The organism is Pseudomonas sp. KUIN-1 (assembly GCF_009176725.1).
Lineage (GTDB): Bacteria > Pseudomonadota > Gammaproteobacteria > Pseudomonadales > Pseudomonadaceae > Aquipseudomonas > Aquipseudomonas fragariae.
The window spans coordinates 2,842,467-2,856,620 of sequence record NZ_AP020337.1; the positions used below are offsets into that span (position 1 = coordinate 2,842,467).

General features: G+C 59.9%; 14 protein-coding genes. 9 read left to right on the top strand and 5 right to left on the bottom strand.

All coding sequences use genetic code 11. The features are described 5' to 3' along the window. The first annotated feature begins 36 nt into the window (after positions 1–36). The 5 genes from KUIN1_RS13115 to KUIN1_RS13135 all read left to right on the top strand — a co-directional run bounded on the left by KUIN1_RS13115 (position 37) and on the right by KUIN1_RS13135 (position 6,065). Positions 37–423, top strand: a complete 387-nt coding sequence (locus KUIN1_RS13115; RefSeq protein WP_003317642.1) for a RidA family protein — start codon at positions 37–39, stop codon at positions 421–423. Between the two features lie 82 nt (positions 424–505). After that, positions 506–1,270: an IclR family transcriptional regulator gene (locus KUIN1_RS13120; RefSeq protein WP_011267731.1), complete on the top strand. Its 765-nt coding sequence runs from the start codon at positions 506–508 to the stop codon at positions 1,268–1,270. A 16-nt stretch (positions 1,271–1,286) separates the two neighbouring features. Further along, complete coding sequence (locus KUIN1_RS13125; RefSeq protein WP_054092609.1) at positions 1,287–2,492, top strand: amino acid deaminase; 1,206 nt, start codon at positions 1,287–1,289, stop codon at positions 2,490–2,492. Positions 2,493–2,519: 27 nt separating this feature from the next. Beyond that, positions 2,520–3,443, top strand: coding sequence for a sugar kinase (locus KUIN1_RS13130; protein ID WP_024641603.1), 924 nt, complete (start codon positions 2,520–2,522; stop codon positions 3,441–3,443). 129 nt (positions 3,444–3,572) lie between these two features. Beyond that, positions 3,573–6,065 (top strand): UvrD-helicase domain-containing protein, encoded by a 2,493-nt coding sequence (locus tag KUIN1_RS13135; RefSeq protein ID WP_058398601.1) that lies wholly within the window; start codon positions 3,573–3,575, stop codon positions 6,063–6,065. A 10-nt stretch (positions 6,066–6,075) separates the two neighbouring features. On the opposite strand, the gene KUIN1_RS13140 is transcribed toward KUIN1_RS13135, so the two are convergent. Next, complete coding sequence (locus KUIN1_RS13140; RefSeq protein ID WP_003319126.1) at positions 6,076–6,342, bottom strand: DUF1652 domain-containing protein; 267 nt, start codon at positions 6,340–6,342, stop codon at positions 6,076–6,078. 388 nt (positions 6,343–6,730) lie between these two features. On the opposite strand from KUIN1_RS13140, the gene KUIN1_RS13145 reads away from it, so the two are divergent. Next, positions 6,731–7,810, top strand: a complete 1,080-nt coding sequence (locus KUIN1_RS13145; protein WP_003402721.1) for a polyamine ABC transporter substrate-binding protein — start codon at positions 6,731–6,733, stop codon at positions 7,808–7,810. Between the two features lie 6 nt (positions 7,811–7,816). Here the strand turns inward: KUIN1_RS13145 and KUIN1_RS13150 are convergent, their stop codons facing one another. Genes KUIN1_RS13150 through KUIN1_RS13160 form a run of 3 tightly spaced genes read right to left on the bottom strand, consistent with a single transcriptional unit; the run spans position 7,817 to position 10,389 of the window. Next, complete coding sequence (locus tag KUIN1_RS13150; protein ID WP_024638765.1) at positions 7,817–8,530, bottom strand: ABC transporter ATP-binding protein; 714 nt, start codon at positions 8,528–8,530, stop codon at positions 7,817–7,819. A 3-nt stretch (positions 8,531–8,533) separates the two neighbouring features. Next, the gene (locus KUIN1_RS13155) at positions 8,534–9,382 is read right to left on the bottom strand and encodes an ABC transporter permease (protein WP_003402718.1); all 849 of its coding nucleotides are present in this window, start codon (positions 9,380–9,382) and stop codon (positions 8,534–8,536) included. Then, positions 9,379–10,389 carry an aliphatic sulfonate ABC transporter substrate-binding protein gene (locus tag KUIN1_RS13160; protein ID WP_032620021.1) on the bottom strand — a complete coding sequence of 337 codons (1,011 nt, stop codon included), beginning with the start codon at positions 10,387–10,389 and terminating at the stop codon, positions 9,379–9,381. Before KUIN1_RS13160 ends, KUIN1_RS13155 begins: the two co-directional genes overlap by 4 nt. Before the next feature lie 620 nt (positions 10,390–11,009). Between KUIN1_RS13160 and KUIN1_RS13170 the strand changes: the two genes are divergently transcribed. Beyond that, the gene (locus tag KUIN1_RS13170; RefSeq protein WP_024641812.1) at positions 11,010–11,696 is read left to right on the top strand and encodes a hypothetical protein; all 687 of its coding nucleotides are present in this window, start codon (positions 11,010–11,012) and stop codon (positions 11,694–11,696) included. A 19-nt stretch (positions 11,697–11,715) separates the two neighbouring features. On the opposite strand, the gene KUIN1_RS13175 is transcribed toward KUIN1_RS13170, so the two are convergent. Next, complete coding sequence (locus tag KUIN1_RS13175) at positions 11,716–12,711, bottom strand: aldo/keto reductase (protein WP_032656078.1); 996 nt, start codon at positions 12,709–12,711, stop codon at positions 11,716–11,718. Between the two features lie 204 nt (positions 12,712–12,915). Here KUIN1_RS13175 and lexA point away from each other — a divergent pair, with 204 nt between their 5' ends. Both lexA and imuA read left to right on the top strand, forming a co-directional pair. Further along, positions 12,916–13,533 (top strand): transcriptional repressor LexA, encoded by a 618-nt coding sequence (gene lexA, locus KUIN1_RS13180; RefSeq protein ID WP_011267741.1) that lies wholly within the window; start codon positions 12,916–12,918, stop codon positions 13,531–13,533. Further along, a complete protein-coding gene (gene imuA, locus KUIN1_RS13185; protein WP_024638761.1) occupies positions 13,533–14,153 on the top strand; it encodes a translesion DNA synthesis-associated protein ImuA in 621 nt (206 codons plus the stop codon). Before lexA ends, imuA begins: the two co-directional genes overlap by 1 nt. Position 14,154: the final 1 nt, after the last annotated feature.

Sequence of the window (14,154 nt, forward strand, 5' to 3'; positions counted from 1 at the left end):
TCACCACGTCCAATGCTTCAAGACAAGGAAAAACTCATGACTATTACCCGTTATGGCGCAGGCAGCACAGCAGGGGGCGGCCAGCCACGTCCATTCGCTCGCGCAGTCGAGGCTGACGGCTGGTTGCACGTTTCCGGCCAGGTACCTGCGCAGGATGGCGAGATCATCGTCGGCGGCATCGTCGAGCAGACGCATCAGACCATGCGCAACCTGATCGCAATTCTTGAAGAGGCCGGTTATGCGCTCAAGGATGTGATCCGGGTCGGCGTGTGGCTGGAGGACCCGCGGGACTTCTGGAGTTTCAACAAGGTGTTCGGTGAGTACTTCACCCCCGAGCATGCGCCGGCACGCGCTTGCGTTCAGGCGAGCATGATGGTCGACTGCAAGGTCGAAATCGACTGTATTGCCTACAAGCGCAAATAGCACACGTGCAGCCACACGTTGCAAGCCAGAAGCCCGATCACTTGAGGCTTTTGGCTCGCCGCTTTCCCAAGGAATGAACCTCATGACCGAAGACACTATCAAGCGCCGGGCACGTGGACTGGACCGGGCGTTCGATATCCTGGATTTTCTCAAGGAAAAGGCCAGGCCCATGCGCCCCAATGAGATTGCCAGCGGCATCGGCAGCCCCAAATCTACGGTTTACGAACTGGTTGCATCGCTGCTGGAGCGGCGGATTCTGGAGACAGTGGGCAAGGACGGGCATGTCTATCTTGGCCGTCAGTTGTATTTCCTGGGGCAGGCACACTTGCGGCACTTCGATTTCACTCGCGAGGCCGAAGCCTGCCTGTGCGAGATCGTCAGCCAGACGCGGGAAACTGCGCAGATGTGCCTGCTCAATGGCCGCAAATACACCGTGGCGCTGATGAAGGAGGGTGAGCGTCATTTCAGGATTTCTTCGGACATCGGCGAAAACGCGCCCATCCCATGGACGGCGTCCGGGCGTCTGTTGCTCAGCCACCTGAGCGATCAGCAGATCATCGACCTGATCGACCCCGACGATTTCATTCTGCCGGGTGGCGAACGTCTGCCGCTGGAGACCTTTCTTCGGGAAATCCGCAAGGCCGGCGAGGAGGGCTTCTTTTCCTTCGACAGCGTGGCTGACACTTTCACCCACTGCTTCGCCGCCCCCGTGAACAACGAACACGGTCAGTGCATCGCCACACTGTGCATCGTCGCGCCGCGTGCCGACGCCAAGACCCACTACGACGACTATCGGCGGGTGCTGATCGACAGCGCCAATGGCCTGGCTCGCCGTATCAACGAATAACCGCAGGAGATTACCGATGAGCACCGCAGCAATGGACAAGGGTACTGCGCAGCCGGGTGACAGCCTGGTCAGTGATGTCAGCCTGCCTGCACTGGTAATTCATAATCAGGCGCTGCAACACAATATTCGCTGGATGCAGCAGTTTGTCAGCGACAGCGGTGCAGAGCTGGCACCGCACGGCAAGACCAGCATGGTGCCCGCGCTGTTTCGCCGGCAACTGGACGCGGGCGCATGGGGCATGACCCTCGCCACCGCAGTCCAGACGCAGGCCGCTTACGCGCATGGCGTGCGCCGGGTGCTGATGGCCAACCAACTGGTCGGTGCGCCGAACATGGCGATCGTCGCCGACATGCTGGCTGATCCGATGTTCGAGTTTCACTGCATGGTCGACCATCCGGACAATGTCGCCGCGCTGGGCGAGTTTTTCGCTGCGCGTGGCCTGCGTTTGAACGTGATGATCGAATACGGCGTACCCGGCGGGCGCTGCGGCTGCCGTAGCGAAGAACAGGTGCTGGCGCTGGTCGACGCTGTTCTGGCTCAACCGGCGCTGGCATTGACCGGCATTGAAGGGTACGAGGGCGTCATCCACGGCGACCACGCTATCGAAGGCATCAAGGCCTTTGCCGCGTCACTGGTGCGTCTGGCTGTCGACCTGCAGGACAAGGGCGCCTTCGCACTGGATCGCCCGATCGTCACGGCGTCCGGCTCGGCCTGGTATGACCTGATCGCCGAGGCATTTGACGCTCAGGCGGTTCGCGAGCGCTTCCTCAGCGTGCTGCGGCCGGGCAGCTATGTGGTGCATGACCACGGCATCTACAAGGACGCGCAGTGCTGCGTGCTGGATCGGCGTGCCGAATTGAGCGAAGCGTTGCTGCCTGCCCTGGAAGTCTGGGCGCATGTGCAATCCATGCCGGAACCGGGCTTTGCAGTGATTGCCATGGGCAAGCGCGATGTGGCCTACGACGCCGGGTTGCCCAATCCGCTGCTGCGTTACAAGCCAGGCGTGCAATCGACTGCCGGTGACGATGTCAGCGCCTGCAAGGTGACGGCTGTCATGGACCAGCATGCATTCATGAGCGTTGCACCCGGATGCGAGTTGAAGGTCGGCGATATCATTTCCTTCGGCACCTCGCACCCGTGTCTGACGTTCGACAAGTGGCGTTCAGGTTGCCTGGTGGATAATGACCTGCGGGTAATCGAGCCTTTCAGTACATATTTCTAGTCAAAATATTTGCAGGAGTATCGTCACATGAGCCTTCCCCGGGTCGCCCTTATCGGCGAATGCATGATCGAACTGCAACAGCATGCTGATGGCAGCCTGCGCCAGAGCTTCGGCGGCGACACGCTCAATACCGCGGTATACCTTTCCCGATTGCTGGGTGAGCGGGCCAAGGTCGACTACGTCACGGCGCTGGGCGACGACAGCTTCAGCGATGCGATGTGCCGGATCTGGGCGGACGAGGGCATCGGTCTGGGCAAGGTGCAGCGCCTGCCTGGACGCTTGCCGGGGCTCTACTGCATCCAGACCGACGCCAATGGTGAGCGGCGTTTCCTCTACTGGCGCAACGAAGCTGCCGTGCGCGACTGCTTCATGACCCCGGCGGCCGAGCCGATCCTGGCAGCGCTGGCCAGCTACGACGTGCTGTATTTCAGCGGCATTACCCTGGCAGTGCTTGGCGAGCAGGGGCGTGCCAAACTGCTGGAGGCATTGGCGCGCGCGCGTCAGCGCGGTGTCAGGGTCGCCTTCGACAACAACTATCGTCCGCGGCTGTGGGCCAGTGTCGAGCAGGCCCGCGAAGCCTACCGTGCGTGCCTGCAGCATGTGGATCTGGCCTTGCTGACCGAAGACGACGAGCAGGCGCTGTATGGCTATGCCGACAGCGAACAGCTGCTGGCCGCCTATCGCGGGCGCGGCATCGGTGAAATCGTCGTCAAGCGTGGCGCCCAGAGTTGCCTCGTCGAAGCCGGCGGCGAACGTTTCGACATCGCAGCGCAGAAGGTCGAGCGTGTGGTCGATACCACGGCTGCGGGAGACTCGTTCAGTGCCGGCTATCTCGCGGCCCGGCTCACGGGTGAACGCCCGCTGCAGGCGGCGGAAGCAGGGCATCGCCTGGCCAGTATCGTGATCCAGCACCCGGGCGCGCTGGTGCCCAAGTCGGTCATGCCAGTCTGATAGCACTTGCCACGGAACATGCAGTTGATCGGCTAACACACTGACAGACAAGCATATCGCTGGAACCCGCGCGAAAATCCGGCCACCATAGGCGACCTTTTCGCCTGCGAGCCCACCACCGGAGTCTGCGTGCCTGACGACCTGCCTTCTGCGCTTCCTCATGACCTGGATGTCGACCTTGTACCGCCCCGGCAATTGCCGTTTTTCCGACGCCTGTTGGCGCGGCTGATGGGGCGCGGCCTTACCGGGCTGCGCTCGCAGCACGCGCCCTCATGGTCGCAGGGGCATGCCGACGGTTATCTGAACGGCCACATCGAAGGCGTGCGTGAAGGCTATGAAGAGGGTTATCTGGATGGCCAGGAGTCGGGCCGTCAGGTGCTGGTCATCAGCGATACCCGGCCAGCCCGGCATCGTGGCCCCAAGGTCGACGATCATCTGTTCGATGACTGGCGACTGGCGCTCACACCTGAACTGAAAAAGCGCATCAAGGCCGATGTCGCCGAAAAACTCCCCGCACATGCCCAGCCCAGCGCGGCGCAGTGGAAGATGATTTTCAGCGATACGCCGTCTACCTACGTGATTGCCGGGGCCGGCGCAGGCAAATCCACGTCGCTGGTCCTGCGGATTCTGTTGCTGCATCACTACCTGGGCTTCGAACTGAACGCCATGACGGTGGTGACCTTCACCCGTGAGTCGCGCAAGGACTTCATCAGCAAACTGATCGATGTCATGGCCCTGTGGGGGCATGCGCTGGAGCAAAAGCAGGCGCGCGAGGTGGTACGTACCTTCCATTCGCGCATTCTGCCGCTGGTGCGCAGCCTGCCGGGGTTTGAGCAGCTGCGCGCGTTCGAGAACCTGAGCAGTCAGTCTTCCGGCCTGGAAGAGGCGGACAGCAACCCCTTCGACTTGCGGATCAACGATGCGCAGCGCCAGCAACTCAATCTCTGCTACCGCGATCTGTACGCCGGCAACGAGCGTTTTCGCGAAGTCATGGCGCCGCTGTATCGCCATGCCCTGCAGCTCAAGGAACTGGACCGCGATCACCCTGATGTGCAGAAACGGGTCGCCGTGACCGAGCTGTCCTCGAAACGCGATGAGGAGTGGTGCGACACCGTTGAAGATCTATGGATTCGCGCGGGAGCCTGGCCTATAAAAGGCATTGAGCCCATGCGCCAAGCTGTTGAAATAAATGGTTTTCCGTTTTCTTTTCACGGCTATATCGCCGAGCTGGATGCCTGGGTCGTGCTGGGTCTGGACGCCAGTGAGGACCAGCAACTCAAGCGGCCGGGCGCCAAGCTGCCGGTGTGGGCAGAGGGCGTGATAAAGCGCACGCTGTTTCAAGCTTTCTGCAGTAAGCCATTGATATGGTTGGATAACTACCAGTCGGCCAATGAGGTTTTGCAATCGCTGGCAGGGGAAGCCGCCGCGGGGCCTGGATTCGATTACCGGGTCAAGGGCGAACTCGGTGCGGCACCCTTGCTGGACTGCTTCGTCACGGCCGCCAGCTTCATCGAGAACCTGGGGCTGGATGTGCCGAGCGCCGTGTCCGAGATGAGTTTTGCCAGCGATGACCCGGACCGCTTCTTCTTCGAAGCACTCAGCCTGTTCTGGAAAGCCTTTGAAACGCACCTGCTGGCTCAATCGCCGCCGATCATGACCTACAACCGCATGTTTGCCTTGTTCGGCGAGACCTCACCCGAGAACCTCAAGCACGTCAGTGACCCGATGCTCAGACCCTTGGCGCATTTGATGATCGACGAGTTCCAGGACGTCTCGCCGCAGATCGTGTCATGGTTACGCGCCAGCCTGCGCGAAATCAGGCGTCGTGGTCCGGCGTTGCACACGGGCCGCATCGCCCAGCATTCATCGCTGCTGTGTGTCGGTGACGATTGGCAGTCGATCTACGGCTGGCGCGGCAGCTCGCCGAAGTACTTCATGGAGTTCGCAAAGGAGTTTTCCTCCCCGGCGACCACCAGGGTCATGCTCAGTGACAACTTCCGCAGTCATCAGCACATCATCGACGCCGCCGAGCACATCGTCCGTGCGGCCCCGGCCATCCCGGGCAAGAAGGCCCGCGCCAGCGGCCTGCTTCAGGAGCTGCTGCCGGTCAAGGTACTGGATCGCGATGAGGACGAGCTTGCCGAGCGGGTCGCCGAGCATTACCACGATGGCGACTCGATCCTGCTGCTGTACCGCAAGGGCAGCGAGAAGACGCGCTTCTCGGCGCGCCTGCAGGCATTGATCGACGCTGATTCGGCAAATGGCGCGCAGAACCGTCGCATCAGAACGCTGACCTACCACAGCTCCAAGGGCTTGCAGGCGGATGCCGTATTTTTGCTGGGCGATTGTCAGCATCTGACCGTCTCGCCCTACAAGAATCAGGTTTACCGGTTGGCAGGGCTGGGAGATACGAATGATCTTCAGCCATTCGATACGGCACAGAAGGATGAAGTCTTGCGTCTGGCCTATGTCGCCATTACTCGTTCGGCGCGGCACTGTTATTGGTATATCGATGAAGGCGCCACTTCAGGAGACGCTGTTCAGATGCCCAAAGCGTCAGACAGGATTGCCCGCGACAAGCCTTTCTTCGAAGACCTGCGTAACAGGGTTCGTGCCGGCTGAGGCATTCATGTCAGATAAAACCGGCGATCTGTCGTTGCGTATGAGTGCCGAATAATTCCAGCTCATCCTCGATGGCTTCGATGATGCGCTCCACGTCTGCGGCATTCATCACGGTAGAACAGGGCAGACCGGCAATGGCGACCACTGTTTCACCGCTGGCACGGTCGAAAAGTCGCGCAATCATGCTCCCTGGCGCATCCATCGAGGCTTCGAAACCCACGGGGTGGAAGTGCCAGCGCATCAATTGGCATGCATTGGGGAATGTGACTTTAGTCATGACGAGGGCCCACCTGAATCAATCGAGCACTTCCTTTGCTCCAATGGGTAGGCAGACAGCCAGAATGCGTCCGGTAAGCCATGATGACGAGGCGATGACCAGCGCTACAGATCATCGGTCGGTCAAGTTGCTTTCCAGCAGGATCGCTGAGCGGTCTGACGAACATTGAAAGTAGCATCTGCCAGCACCGTTCTGGAAAAATTTTTTATGACGAAGCACAAAAAAATCAATTATATGACTTGTGTCATTAGAAGGTATTAATAGGCACGCTCCATGCATTTGCAGAGCCGCTGCCGCAAGTCCTTCAATGGAATGAATTTGCCGTGACGAAGATGGTTTTCGTGCCGGGTCTGGGGCAAGCTGTCGCTATTGACCCGAGGAACCGCACATGCTGAAAAAATCCCTTGCCGCACTGGTGTTGCTGGCCTCGACCAGTCACGCGGCAGAGACGGTCAATATCTACAACTGGACGGACTATATAGCGCCGGACACCCTGAAGAATTTCGAAGCCGCCACCGGTTTCAAGACCACTTACCAAACCTTTGAAACCAATGAAGCGCTGAACGCAAAGCTGCTGGCTGGCCACTCCGGTCACGATGTGGTTTTTCCGTCCATTCATTTCATGGGACGACAAATCCAGAACGGGCTGCTCAAAACCCTCGACAAGCGGCAGTTGCCCAACTGGAAAAACCTCAACCCGGTCCTGCTCAAGGCGCTGGAGGGCAGTGATCCCGGTAATCAGCATGGCTTCCCTTATCTGTGGGGCAGTACCGGCATCGGCTATGACTCGACCAAGGTCAAGGCCATCCTCGGCAAGGATGCACCGCTCGATTCCTGGGATCTGGTGCTCAAGCCGGAAAACATGAAAAAGCTCGCCCAATGCGGTGTGGTATTTCTCGACAGCGCGCCGGCTCTGCTGCCGATCACCCTGAATTACCTTGGCTTGCCACCACACAGCGAAGTGCCTGACGACTACCGCCAGGCAAAGGCGGTACTGGACAGCGTGCGGCCATACGTACGCAATTTCAGTTCTGCCGATTACATCGCCGACCTCGCGAAGGGCAGAATTTGTGTCGCGGTGGGCTATTCCGGGGATATTTCCCAGGCTCAGGAGCAGGCACAAAAAGAAGGCAATGGCATCACCATCGACTATGCCGTTCCGAAGGAGGGCGCGCCCATGTGGTTCGACATGGTCGCCATCCCTGCGGACGCCACCGATATCAAGGGCGCCTACGCGTTCCTGAATTACCTGCTGCGCCCCGAAGTGATCGCCAACATCACCAATACCGTGCATTACGCCAACGGCAATGAAAAGGCAGACGCGCTGATAGGTCCCGGCCTGTGGACCGATACCACGGTGTACCCGGACGCCGACATGTTGAGCCGCCTGTTTGTGATGTCTCAGGTCCCGGACACTATCGATGCGTTGCGCGAGAAGCTCTGGGACAGTTTCAGGGCCGACAGGTAACGTTGCTCAGATGACATGAGCCTGTTGCAGTTCGGTCAGTGCCTGAGCCTTCAACCGGGCCAGCAGCGGATCGCGACGATCCCTTGGCGTCTGCAGCCCGACCGGTAATTGGTGGGTGATTGTGCCGGGGCGGCTGCCCATCACCAGCACGCGGTCGCTCAGGTACAACGCCTCGTCAACATCATGAGTCACCAGCAACAGGGTAATGGCATGGCGCGCAGCCAGTTGCAGCAGCAGGTCCTGGAGCTTCATCCGGGTAAACGCATCGACTGCGCTGAACGGCTCATCCAGCAGCAACACCGCCGGGTGCGAGTACAGGCCGCGCGCGATGGCCACGCGTTGCGCCATGCCCCCGGACAGCGCTTTGGGCAAGGCATCGGCAAAACCGGACAGGCCCACTTCTTCGATCAATTGAGCGACCCAGCGGCGGTCGTAGCGATCATCGTCACTGAAACCGATATTCTGTGCGACGGTCAGCCAGGGCATCAGGCGCGGCTCTTGAAACACGAACGCCACTTCGCCCTGAATACGCTGCACCGAACCACTAAATTCCTGCTCCAGCCCGGCGACAATCCTCAACAGCGTGCTTTTGCCGCAGCCGCTGGGGCCGAGCAGGCTGACGATTTCACCTGACTGTAGCGACAGATCGATGCCGTGCAGCACGGTATTACCCGCGAACGCCTTGTGCTGGACGCGTATGTCCATCAGTGATTCCGGCATCTATCAACCCTCACGGCTTTGCCCGTTGAATGTATCGCGCCAGGCCAGGAAGCGTTTTTCCAGGCTTGCCAGCAGGCCGTCGCTGAGTTTGCCCAGTGTCGCCAGAACGATGATCGCCGCCAGCACGATGTCCGGACGCGAGGTTTCGCGCCCGTCACTGAGCAGGTAGCCCAGGCCTTTGGTGGCAGCGATCAGCTCGGCAGCCACCAGAAACATCCACGACAGGCTCATGCCGCTGCGCAAACCGGTAAACAGGCCGGGCAGGGCTGCGGGCAGAAGAATGCGCCGGGTCAGGCGATAGCGGCTCAAGCCATACATCTGGCCGACTTCCACCAGCTTTCGGTCAATGCCTCGAATCGCGGCCACGCCGTTGAGGTACACCGGAAAGAACGCACCAATGGCAATCAGCACGATTTTCGATGTTTCGCCAATGCCCAGCCACAACAGCAGAAGCGGCACCCATGCCAGACTCGGAATGGAGCGAAGCCCGGCGAATGTAGGCTCCAGATACGCTTCTGCCTCGCGACTGAGCCCCACCCACGCGGCAAACACCAGGGCCAGACTCGCACCGATCGCAAAGCCGCTGAGCACACGCAACAGACTGGCGCTGATGTGCTTCCACAACGCACCGTCCGCCAGGTCGCGCAGGGTCAGCACGATCTCGCTGGGCGCTGGCATCTGGTAGGCAGGCAGCCAGCCGATGCGTACGATCATTTCCAGCAAAACGATAATCACGGCCGGCACCACCAGGCCCTTGAGTGGTGTTCTGTAGCGCTGCCAAAGCGTTCGTTGTGCCTTGTCCGGCACTGTTGCCTGCGCTGAGGCAGGCAACGACTTGTCCCTGCGGGTCATGGCGTGGCGATCACGGCTTTGGAGAATTCAGGCGTGATCAATTGATCAATGACCTGTTCGACATTGACGCCTTTGCGCACCAGATCCTCGGAGACCAGAATCGGCGCTGCGGCCTTGGACGCTTCCACGTCTTTCGCGCTCAGTTGCGGGGTGCTCAGGTCTGTGCGGGTCAATTGCAGCCTGGCGACTTCCAGCGGCAGGCCCGACTCGGCCGCCAGCAGCCTGGCCAGCTCGTCAGGGTTTTTCACTGCCCATTCCCGGGCTTGTTCATAAGCGCTCAATACTGTCCTGATCGCCTGAGGATGTTCCTTGGCGTAGGTTTCCGTGACGCTCAGTACGCCATAGCTGTTGAAGTCCTTGTTGCGGTAAAGCAGGCGCGAGCCGGACTGGATTTCACTGGCCGCCATGTGCGGGTCAAGCCCTGCCCAGGCATCTACGTCACCTTTTTCGAGGGCGGTGCGTCCATCGGGATGCTGCAGGTGCAGCAGCTCGACATCATCCTTTTTCAGCCCGGCCTTCTGCAGCGCGCGCAAGGTGAACAGATAAGGGTCGGTGCCTTTGGTGGCGGCTATTTTCCTGCCTTTGAGCTCGGCGACCGATTGCAGCGGCGAATCCTTGCGCACCACCAGTGCGGTCCATTCTGCCCGGCTGTAGACATACACCGACTTGATCGGGCTGCCGTTGGCCCGCGCCAGCACCGCAGACAGGCTGGCCGACGATGCAAAGTCGACGCTGCCGCTGTTCAGGTACTCCAGCGAGCGGTTGCTACCCTGGCTCAACACCCAAGTGACTTTCGCCTCCGGCAGGGCTTTCTCCAGCCAGCCAAAATGCTTGAGCGCCAGGCTGACCGGCGAATAGTAGGCGTAGTCGAGGCGGATTTCCGCAGGTGCGGTCTCGGCGGCTTGCACTGTGCCATTGAGGCTCAACGCCAATAGGCAGGAGCTTGCCATCCAGCGAATCAGCGCGCGGGGAGACAGCAACCGAAAAGAAACGGGGGGTTGTGGCATAGTGGCATCCAGGTCAGGAAAACTAGAGCCGCAGCGACCGGTTGGTATATTCCAAAACAGGCAGTTCGCAGGGCGTGAAATTCAGAAAAGGAATATTGCACGCTCTATGCCAAACACCAGAGTGCTTGAATTCCGGGGTTTTACGCGGCTTTCCGGCGTCTTTGATGTTGATCTGACAACGGTCTGTTGAATGGCTGTTGCCAGGCAGACAGTCGGGTTTGATGACTCATCTTTCGACGATTTTTTGACATTTTCCCTGCTTGTCAGGCGATTTTTTTTGCCGGTATTGCAACAGAATCGTTTTTTGACACTCTTAATCGTCCACATTCTTAATTTCGAAACATGTGCGCACTAGGCTCTGTACGAAAAGTCGGCGAGCGAAGGTCAGGCGAGGCAAAAACAGGCGAGGAAGCGGAGTCTACGTGTTGTAAATGAGCATTCCGAGCCTGTTTTTAACGAAGCATCACCGAGCGCAGCCACTTTTCGTACAGAGCCTAAGATTCGCGCGTGACCCTTTTTGACTGATCCGCAGAAATTTCCAGGGCGAGCTGCACAAGCCTGCGTATTCGCACCAGCCAAGTGGCTGTCCCCTTTCAAATGCGCACCGGACTCAGAAAATAATGAATATGCCGAAAATGTCTTCCATCAACCGACTTCAGCGCCGCCTTGCGTGGTGTTTCTTCCCCTCCGTGCTGGTGGCTTCTGCCCTGGTCCTGTTCACCATGGGCAAAGGCGTGCATGCAGAGCCCAAGAATGGTATCCAGACACTGGTATTTCTGCGTCATGCCGAAAAGCCGGCCATGGGGCTGGGGCAATTGAACTGCCAGGGGCTCAACCGGGCGATAGAGCTGTCGGAAGTCCTGCCCAGGGAATTCGGCAAGGCTGACTTCATCTTCGCCGCCAATCCGAGCCGACATGTGGAAGAGGGTGAGGGCGACCAGTCCTACAGCTACGTTCGTCCGCTGATGACGGTAGGGCCCAGCGCAATCAAACTGGGGTTGCCCGTCAACCTTGACTTCGGTGCCAACGACACCGCAGACCTGGCCGATGAACTGATGCAGGACAAGTACCACAACGCAGTCATCTACACCGCCTGGTCGCATGGCTATCTGCCGGAGCTGATCAACAAGGTGGCTGAAGAAGCGTCCGGCAAGAGCACCAATTTGCTGGATGACTGGACAAACGATGATTTCGACTCGGTGATTGTCGTCACCCTGAAATGGGTCGATGGCAAAGCCACGCTCGATTACAAGAATCAAAAGCAGGGCCTCAACAACGGCGCCGAGACCTGCCCTGAAGCGACCTGATGCCCAAGCGCAACGGTTTTCAGCCGTTGAGAGACTTCATCGACGCCGCGTTATAGCGCTCACCGGATGCCGACCCCTGGACCGGGAAAATCGCCTCCAGCTGGGCAAGGTCATCGGTACTCAGCGTCAATGAAGCCGCTGCCACGTTGCTTTCCAGGTATTTGCGCTGCTTGGTGCCGGGGATCGGAATAATGTCATCTCCTTGGGCAAGCACCCAGGCCAGCGCCAGTTGCGACGCGCTGATGCCCCTGGCCGTAGCCAGTGCCTTGACCTTCTCGACCAATTGCAGATTGCGATTGAAGTTTTCGCCCTGAAACCGTGGGGTGAAGCGACGGTAGTCATCGGCCGCGAAGTCGTCCGGTGTGCGCAATTCACCGGTCAGAAACCCCCGGCCGAGCGGGCTGTACGCCACGAAGGCAATGCCCAGACGGCGGCAGGTGGCAAGCACGCCATCCTGTTCCGGATCGCGTGACCAGAGTGAGTACTCGCTCTGCACGGCCGCCAATGGATGCACCGCGTGGGCCTTTTCGATGGTCGCGGCACTGGCTTCGCAGATGCCTATGTGGCGAACCTTGCCAGCCTTGACCAGTTCGGCCATGGCGCCAATGGTGTCCTCGATGGGCACCGTGGGGTCGACACGGTGCTGATAATAGAGATCAAGGTAATCGGTGTTCAGCCGCTTCAGGCTGGCGTCGATGGACTGGCGAATGTACGCCGGACTGCCATTGACGCCACGCGCATGCGGGTCATCGCCACGGACGATGCCGAACTTGCTGGCCAGGTAGATACCTTCACGCTTGCCCTCGAGGGCACGACCAAGCAAGGCTTCGTTGGTGTGCGGGCCGTACATGTCAGCCGTATCGAAAAAGTTGACACCCAGCTCGATCGCGCGGTGCAAGGTGGCGATGGATTCCTTTTCGTCGATGCCGGTGGTGTAGAAGTCCGACATTCCCATGCAGCCCAGCCCGAGGGCGGACACGTGCGGACCGAGTTGACCCAATTGGCGCGTGATCACAATGAGTGCTCCTGATCGTTGAAAGATCGGTCGAGTTTCGCCTCTTTGCGTGGCTCAATAAACCGGGTGTTTCTTATTTCACTGTTGTTGAAATCCAAACAATGCTGACCGTAGTGGTGGTCAGCGCCTGTCGGTGGGCATGCAACACCGCGCCTCTTGAATCCGACAAAGCGCGCTAGTCACACCATACCGAATGGAGTACAAATGTACTCCATGAGCACATTATCTCCTCGACGCAGCGCTATTCTTACCTTCATCCGCGATCGCATCGCGCAGCAGGGGCAATCACCGAGCCTGGCGGAAATTTCCGAGGCTTTCGGTTTTGCTTCGCGTAGCGTGGCGCGCAAACACATTGTGGCCCTGACTGAAGCCGGGCTGATCGAAGTCGTTCCGCATCAGGCACGGGGCATTCGCCTGCTGAACACTGAGCCACGGCCCGAATTGCTGGAAATTCCGGTCCTGGGGCGCGTGGCGGCGGGCGTACCGATCGGGCCTGATCTCGATATCCACACCACGCTGCACCTGGACCGCAGCACCTTTACCCGTGTGCCGGACTACCTGCTGCGCGTGCAGGGCGACTCGATGATCGAGGACGGCATTCTCGATGGCGACCTGGTGGGCGTGCACCGTAACCCGCAGGCCAGTGACGGGCAGATCGTGGTTGCCCGTCTGGACGGCGAGGTGACCATCAAACGCCTGCAACGCCGTGCCGACCAGGTTCGCCTGTTACCGCGCAACCCGGCCTACGAACCGATCATCGTCACGCCCGATCAGGACTTCGCCATCGAAGGCGTGTTCTGCGGGCTGGTGCGTCGCGAATGATGGGCGCGGTGGTCAGCCTGGACGCCTTGCTGGATGAGCGCAGGGTCTGGAAAGGGCGACAGCAGAGCGCGCCACAGGTCAGCCCGCAGCCCAGTGGCCATGCGTTGCTGGACGCTGCCTTGCCCACCGGCGGCTGGCCTGCTGCGGCCATGACTGAAATCCTCATCCCGGCCAATGGCAGCGGCGAACTGCGCCTGCTGTGGCCGAGCCTGGCGCGGCTTTCCGCGATCGCTGAGCGCATTGTGCTGGTCGCACCGCCCTATATTCCGTACCCACAGGCGTGGCTGGCCGCCGGCGTCGATCTGCGCCAGTTGGTGGTGATCGAGGCGAGTAACCGCGATGCCTTGTGGGCTGCCGAGCAATGCCTGCGCTCCGGCAGCTGTGGCGCGATCGTGTGCTGGCCGGGCATGGTCGATGACCGTGCGTTGCGACGCTTGCAGGTGGCTGCCGAAACCGGGCAGACCCTTGCCTTTGCCTGTCGCCCGCAGCAGGCCGCCGCCAACCCTTCACCTGCGGCCCTGCGCATAGCGCTCGATACCCGTCCCGCACAGTTGCGGGTACTCAAATGCCGGGGCGGACTTGCGCCGCCTTTCCCCATTCCGTTCCCGACCGACGCTTGAG